Source organism: Ruegeria sp. TASC047 (assembly GCF_059612445.1).
Genome location: NZ_JBXWQP010000013.1, coordinates 113,016 through 120,750, shown reverse-complemented (window position 1 = coordinate 120,750; position 7,735 = coordinate 113,016). Strand labels below are relative to the sequence as shown.

Here is a 7,735-nt window from a genome sequence, read left to right as displayed (position 1 = left end):
AAGCCGAAGCCGAAGCCGAAGCCGAAGCCGAAGCCGAAGCCGAAGCCGAAGCCGAAGCCGAAGCCGAAGCCGAAGCCGAAGCCCCGGTCACTGAAAAGACCGTCGAACGCGTAGTTGAAAAACGTGGCGGTTTCGTTCCGGCCCTGTTGGGGGGCGCGCTGGCTGCCGTTGCAGTTTTCGCGCTGGGCAACGGAGGGCTGCTGCCAACCAGCCCGGACAACTCGGGAGCGCTGGCAGAGCTGGAAGCAAAGCTGACAGAGCAGTCGGACCAGATCGCCAAACTGTCACAGGCGCTTGCAAACAGCCCTGATGTGTCTGGACTGGCAGATCAGGTCAAAACGTTGTCGGACAAGCTGACACCGGTTGAAGGCGACCTGAGCACGGTAAAATCCTCGGTTGATGCGCTGTCCGGTCAGGTCGCGCCATTGACGGAACGGATCGCTGCGCTGGAAAAAGCCCCGATTGCCTCCACTGCCTCGCCCGAGGCAACCGCCGCGTTTGAGGCGGAACTGAAGAAACTTCAGGATTCGCTGGCAGCGCAACGGGCTGAAGTCGAAAAAATGGTTTCGGACGCTCAGGCCCTTGAAGCGAAAGCCTCGGCAGAAGCACAAGCCGCAACGAATGCTGCCACTCTGGCGCGCCTGCGTGGGCAGCTGGATACCGGCCAGCCTTTTTCGGAACTGGTTGCTGAATTGAAGGCAGGCGGCGTGAATGTGCCGGACGCCCTGTCCGGCCCGTCGGAAAAAGGCGTGGAAACGCTGACCGCGCTTCGGGCGTCGTTCGAGCCTGCGGCGCGAAATGCATTGGCCGAGGCGCGCGAGGCTGAAAAAGGAACGGGTTTGGTCGCCTTCCTGCAACGCCAAACGGGCGCCCGTTCCGTCACGCCTCAGGAAGGTGATGGTCCAGACGCTGTTCTGTCGCGCGCGCAGGCTGCGCTGGCAGATGGCGACCTGACCAAAGCGTTGAATGAACTGAAATCACTTCCCGAAGTGGCGCAGGCTGCGATGGCCGATTGGGAGCAGGCGGCCGGGATACGAGCCGCCGCCGTTGACGCCGTGAATACGCTGGCTTCCAGCCTGAACTCGAACTGAAGGACCTGCCATGCTGTGGTCATTGTTTAAGATCCTCGTTTTTGTTGCGATTATCGGCCTGCTGGCGCTGGGCGGTCACTTCCTGATGCAAACCAGTGGTGGGGTGCAGATCACGGTCGCGGGCACGGAATTCACCCTTGGGCCGCTTCAGTCGGTGATTGCGCTGGGTGTTCTGGTATTTGCGGTCTGGTTGTTCTTCAAACTGCTCAGCCTTTTGGTTGCGACGCTCAAATTCCTCAACGGCGACGAAACCGCCCTGTCGCGTTATTTCGACCGCAGCCGGGAACAGCGCGGCTATCAGGCGCTTGCCGATGGGTTGATGGCGTTGGCCTCGGGCGAGGGGCGCATTGCCATGACCAAGGCCAGTAAAGCCGAAAAGCTGTTGAACAAGCCGGAACTGACGGATCTACTGGTGGCGCAGGCTGCCGAGATGACGGGTGACACCAAGAAAGCTTCGGACACCTACAAGAAACTGGTGACAAACAGTGCGACCCGATTTGTCGGGGTGCGCGGTATCATGAAACAGAAGCTTGCCGAGGGAGATGATGAAACCGCCCGCAAGCTGGCCGAAAAGGCACTGGCCATCAAACCGCGTCACGAAGAGACACAGGATGTTCTGCTGAATTTGCAGACCAAGGCGCAGGATTGGGCCGGTGCCCGGTCGACGCTGACTTCCAAGTTGAAAGCAGGGTATCTGCCGCGCGACGTCTTCAAACGCCGCGATGCGGTTCTGGCGCTGTCAGAAGCCAAGGGAATCCTGGATGAAGGCGCAACTGTCGAGCAACAAGAGCGCGCAATCGAAGCCAATCGCCTGTCGCCCGATCTGGTTCCCGCCGCCGCCATGGCGGCCCGCGCGTATATCGCCAAGGGCAAGTCCCGGGCGGCGACAAAGATCCTGAAAAAAGCGTGGGAGGTTCGCCCACATCCGGATCTGGCCCATGCCTTTGCCGAGATCGCGCCGGATGAAACTCCCGAACAACGGGTCAGACGATTCACGGCACTGACCCGCATTCATCCTGAAAACATGGAAACTCGTTTGATCCTGGCCGAGCTGAACATTGTGGCCGAAGACTTTCCCGAAGCCCGCCGTGCCTTGGGTGATGTTGTCGAAAAACGGGGTGATGCGCGCGCCTATACATTGATGGCTGCTGTTGAGCGCGGCGAGGGTGCCACGGACGCCGTTGTCCAAGGTTGGCTTGCCAAGGCACTGAACGCGCCGCGCGGCCCGCAATGGGTGTGCGACAACTGTCATGACATTCAACCCGAATGGGGGCCTGTCTGTCAGAACTGCCACAGCTTCGATACGCTCAGCTGGCAGACACCACAGACACCCGAGATTGCAACAGCAACCGGGGTTCACATGTTGCCCCTGATCGTCGGCGCACTTGAAAACCAGACCGAAGAACCCGAAACAGTCGAGCCTGCGGTGGACGATGATGTGGTTGAAGTCTCAGTGGATGCCGTAGAGGTCGCGGACGATGCAGAGGCTCAGAAACAGGTCTGAGCCCTGCTGTTGCTAACTGTGAATTGTCGCAATCAATTCGGTTTGCTAACGTCATCCTCGCGTCGGGGAGGGCGTTCAAATCCAAATGCTGGACTACTCTCACAACACTTGGTTGGTGGTGGCTTCGCTTGCCGTGGCGCTCATGGCCGGGTTCACGGGTCTGTACCTGACGCATGGCGCGTCAAGGCTGGATAGCCAGCAGCGCAAGTTCGTGGTGGCATTGGCCGCTGTCATTCTGGGCGGCGGCATCTGGTCGATGCATTTCGTAGCGATGCTGGGGCTGCAACTGCCAATCCTGTTCTACTATGATGCCCTGATTACCCTGATGTCGGCACTGGTTGCGATCCTGATGGTCGGGCTGGCGTTGCTGCTGCTGCATTTCCGGCCTCGTTCGGTTCAGACGATGATCGGGTCCGGTGTGATTGTCGGGCTGGGTATCGTCGCGATGCACTATGTCGGGATGGCTGGAATGCAGCTTTGCCGCCCTGTCTATGACATTTTCGATGTTGCTCTGTCAGCGCTGGCATCGGTAATCTTGTCGGTGTCTGCAATCTGGGTGGCTTATGGCAACCGGACTCAACGAAACATCCTGCTCGGCACGGTTTGTTTCGGGCTGGCGGTGTTCACCATGCATTTTGTCGCCACAGGCCTTACGGATTTCGTCGCGAGCGACAGCCTCGGTGGTGCGGGTCCTGCGCTGGATAACCAAGTTTTGGCAATGGGGGTGACGGTATCCGTCTTTCTGATCTGTGGTGCTTTCCTGTTGACCGGTATTACGTTCATAGAGCCAAAGCCCGTGACTGCACCTGCCTCAGGACCTGTGTCGGAACCCGCCCCAATGCGCGCTGGTGTTCCGTATGAGCGCGAAGGCCAGACTTTTTTTGCGCATCCCGCGCGGATCGCCGCCATTCGGGCCGAGGGGCATTATACGGTTCTCTATATGGATGCAGAGAAACTGTTCTGCCCCTGGTCGATCACCGATGCGGAAACGCGGCTTTTGCCCGAAGGTTTCCTGCGGGCGCATCGCAGCTATCTGGTGAACCCGAAACACGTCTCGCGATTTGAACGCCACAAGGACAACGGCACCTGTTATTTCGATGGCGTTGACGCACTGAGCAAGGTGCCGGTCAGCCGGTCCCGCCTGACAGATATTCGCGAAGCACTGGGGGTCTAGGCGCAACTCGTGCAGTTCTTTCGCATTTCGTGAAACAAGCCGCGCGCTCCGTTTTCCTTAACTGGATCAGTTAAATCCGCCGTTCTTTCCTTACCTCAGGTCCCCCAAGGCATATCGCCCGGACCCAGGGAGGAAAAACATGATACCAGCCGGCTTTGAGTATCACCGGCCAGGCGACATTGCCTCGGCCATCGGCATTCTACAGGAACATGGCGACGAGGCGCGCGTGATCGCGGGCGGGCACAGCCTGATCCCGATGATGAAGCTTCGGATGGCCGAGATGGGTCATCTGGTCGATCTTCAGGCCATTGAAGAACTCAAGGGGATTGAGGTCGGGTCTGACACCGTTACTTTGGGTGCGATGGTCACGCAGCACGAGCTGATCACCCACAGCAGTCTGGCCGAAGCCATTCCGCTGATCCGCGAGGCGGCGCTTCAGATTGCGGATCCGCAAGTGCGGTACATGGGCACTGTCGGTGGCAATGTAGCCAATGGTGACCCGGGCAATGACATGCCGGGTCTGATGCAATGCTTGAACGCCGCGTTCGAGTTGTCCGGCTCGGACGGGAACCGGACAGTTGCCGCGCGTGATTTTTATGAGGCCGCGTATTTCACCGCCCGCGAAGACGAAGAAATCCTGATCCGGATTTCGATCCCTGTACCGGGTGCAGGCGTGGGGCAGGCCTATCAAAAGCAAAAGCGCAAGATAGGAGATTATGCGACCGCCGCCGCGGCTGTGATGGTTGGCAACGGTCAGGCCTCGGTTGCGATGACCAATCTGGCCGACACGCCCATCTGGTCGGATGAGGCAAGCACCGCGCTGGCTGCGGGCGATGTCGAAGGGTGCGTTGCCGCAATGCTAGACGCGATCGATCCGGTCGCTGACAACCGCGGCCCTGTCGAATTCAAGAAACACGTGGCAGCCGTGGTGCTGCGCCGCGCCATCGACCGTGCGCAAAGCCGCGCGGGCTGAGGGGGAGGGAACCAATGTCGAAAATGCATGTCAAACTGACCGTAAACGGCAAGCAGGTTGAAGGTCTGGCCGAGCCGCGCACGCTGCTGATCCACTTCCTGCGGGAAGACCTGAAAATCACCGGCCCACATATCGGGTGTGAAACCAGCCACTGCGGTGCCTGCACCGTGGATATCGACGGCAAGTCGGTCAAATCCTGCACCGCCTTTGTAGCGCAGGTAAACGGTGCTGAGATCACAACCGTTGAAGGCCTGACCAATGATGATGGCAGCCTTGGAGTGTTGCAGGAAATGTTTCGCGAACATCACGGGCTGCAATGTGGGTTCTGCACGCCGGGCATGATCACCCGGGCGCATCGTCTGCTTCAGGAAAACCCGAACCCGACCGAGGAGGAAATCCGTTTCGGCATGGCCGGAAACCTGTGCCGCTGCACCGGATACCAGAATATCGTCAAGGCGATCTCGGCTTCGGCTGATTTGCTCAATGCTCAGAAGGAGGCCGCGGAATGAACGACCAGACTCTGACCCCCGAAGAACGCGCTGCCAACCTCAAAGGTATGGGCTGCGCCCGAAAGCGCGTCGAGGACGTGCGTTTCACCCAAGGCAAGGGTAATTACGTCGATGACATCAAGCTGGACGGGATGCTGTTTGGCGATTTTGTGCGATCCCCCTACGCACATGCCCGTGTCGTCAGCGTGAACAAAGAGGCCGCTTTGGCACTGCCCGGCGTGATCGCCGTTTTGACCGCCGAAGACCTGTCGCCTTTGGGATTGCACTGGATGCCGACATTGGCCGGTGACAAGCAGATGGTGCTGGCCGATGGCAAGGTGCTGTTCCAGGGCCAGGAAGTTGCCTATGTCGTCGCCGAAGACCGCTATGTCGCGGCGGATGCCGTTGAATTGATCGAGGTCGAATACGAAGAGCTTCCTGTCATCACGGACCCGTTCGAATCGTTGAAGTCGGACGTGGTGCTCCGCGAAGACCTGGAAGGTCAGACCGAAGGCGCACATGGACCGCGTAAACATCACAACCACATCTTCACGTGGGAACAGGGCGACAAGGACGCGACCGAAGCCGTGCTGGCCGAGGCGGACGTGGTCGCCGAAGAGATGATCTATTACCACCGCACCCACCCGTGCCCGCTTGAGACCTGCGGTTGCGTGGCGTCGATGGACAAGGTGACTGGCAAGCTGACTCTGTACGGGACGTTCCAGGCTCCGCACGCGATCCGCACGGTTGTGTCGCTGATTTCGGGGCTGGCCGAGCACAATATCCGCGTGATCAGCCCCGATATCGGTGGTGGGTTTGGCAACAAGGTGGGGGCCTACGCAGGCTATGTGTGTTCGGTGGTGGCCTCGATAGTTACCGGCAAGCCGGTGAAATGGGTCGAGGACCGGATGGAAAACCTGATGTCCACTGCCTTTGCCCGTGACTACTGGATGCAGGGGAAGATTGCTGCCACCAAGGAAGGCAAGATCACTGGATTGTGGTGTCACACCACTGCGGATCATGGCGGTTTCGACGCTTGTGCCGACCCGACCAAATTCCCTGCCGGGTTCATGAATATCTGCACCGGGTCTTATGACATCCCGACTGCCTATTTGGCGGTGGATGGCGTCTATACCAACAAGGCGCCGGGCGGTGTGGCCTATCGCTGTTCCTTCCGCGTGACCGAAGCCGCCTATTTCATCGAACGCATGATCGAGGTTCTGGCCATCAAGTTGAACATGGACGCGGCCGAGTTGCGTCGGATCAACTTCATCAAGGCAGATCAGTTTCCCTATCAATCCGCGCTGGGCTGGGAATATGACTCGGGCGATTATCACACCGCTTGGGACAAAGCGCTGAAGGCTGTGAACTATGAGGGTCTGCGGGCGGAACAGGCGCAGCGGATCGCGGATTTCAAGGAAGGAAAAACGCGCAAGCTGCTGGGCATCGGCCTGACGCATTTCACGGAAATCGTCGGAGCCGGACCGGTGAAGAACTGCGATATCCTCGGGCTGGGGATGTTCGACAGCTGCGAGATTCGCATTCATCCGACCGGATCAGCGATTGCGCGGCTGGGGACGATCAGTCAAGGGCAGGGCCACGCCACAACCTTTGCCCAGATCATCGCCAGTGAAATCGGCCTGCCCGCCGATGACATCACGCTGGAAGAGGGTGACACGGATACCGCGCCTTACGGGCTTGGGACCTATGGATCCCGGTCCACTCCGGTGGCTGGCGCGGCCACGGCAATGGCGGCCCGCAAAATTCGGGCAAAAGCCCAGATGATCGCGGCCTATCTGCTGGAGGTACACGACAATGACGTCGAATGGGACGTGGATCGCTTTGCTGTGAAAGGCGCGCCTGAGCGGTTCAAGACCATGAAGGAAATCGCATTCGCCGCCTATAATCAGGCCATTCCTGGGCTGGAGCCGGGTCTGGAGGCCGTCAGTTACTATGACCCGCCCAATATGACTTATCCGTTCGGAGCCTATATCTGTGTCATGGAGATTGACGTGGATACTGGTGAATGGGAAGTCCGGCAGTTCTATGCGCTGGATGACTGTGGCACTCGGATCAACCCGATGATCATCGAGGGGCAGGTCCATGGGGGTGTGACCGAGGCACTGGCCATCGCGATGGGTCAGGAGATTGCCTATGATGACATGGGCAATGTGAAAACCGGTACGCTGATGGACTTTTTCCTGCCAACCGCGTGGGAGACGCCGAACTATACCACTGACCATACGGTGACCCCATCCCCGCACCATCCGATTGGCGCAAAGGGTGTCGGGGAAAGCCCGAATGTCGGCGGTGTGCCTGCGTTCTCGAACGCAGTGCATGACGCGTTCCGGCCTTTTGGGTTGGTGCAGAGCCATATGCCGCACGATCACTGGCGGATTTGGAAGATTGCCAATGGTCTGGGGATGCATGGGTGATTGGGATCGGACCGGCTGTTGCCGGTCCGACTGGATGGAGGGGGCTCTGCCCCCTCCGAACCTCCCCCGG

The 7,735-nt window shown here is 59.3% G+C and carries 6 protein-coding genes; all 6 read left to right on the top strand.

The window, feature by feature from the left end; all coding sequences use genetic code 11:
- Nucleotides 1–1,091: COG4223 family protein (locus AC2FLO_RS01840; RefSeq protein ID WP_496753467.1), on the top strand; the 1,091-nt coding region annotated here is incomplete at its 5' end.
- A 10-nt stretch (nucleotides 1,092–1,101) separates the two neighbouring features.
- A complete protein-coding gene (locus AC2FLO_RS01835; protein ID WP_496753466.1) occupies nucleotides 1,102–2,595 on the top strand; it encodes a heme biosynthesis protein HemY in 1,494 nt (497 codons plus the stop codon).
- Nucleotides 2,596–2,680: 85 nt separating this feature from the next.
- The gene (locus tag AC2FLO_RS01830; RefSeq protein WP_480587448.1) at nucleotides 2,681–3,769 is read left to right on the top strand and encodes an MHYT domain-containing protein; all 1,089 of its coding nucleotides are present in this window, start codon (nucleotides 2,681–2,683) and stop codon (nucleotides 3,767–3,769) included.
- Between the two features lie 139 nt (nucleotides 3,770–3,908).
- Entirely contained in the window at nucleotides 3,909–4,742 is an 834-nt protein-coding gene (locus AC2FLO_RS01825; RefSeq protein WP_496753465.1) for an FAD binding domain-containing protein, read from the top strand.
- Between the two features lie 14 nt (nucleotides 4,743–4,756).
- Nucleotides 4,757–5,251, top strand: coding sequence for a (2Fe-2S)-binding protein (locus AC2FLO_RS01820; RefSeq protein ID WP_480474462.1), 495 nt, complete (start codon nucleotides 4,757–4,759; stop codon nucleotides 5,249–5,251).
- A complete protein-coding gene (locus tag AC2FLO_RS01815; RefSeq protein WP_496753464.1) occupies nucleotides 5,248–7,665 on the top strand; it encodes an aerobic carbon-monoxide dehydrogenase large subunit in 2,418 nt (805 codons plus the stop codon). Before AC2FLO_RS01820 ends, AC2FLO_RS01815 begins: the two co-directional genes overlap by 4 nt.
- Nucleotides 7,666–7,735: the final 70 nt, after the last annotated feature.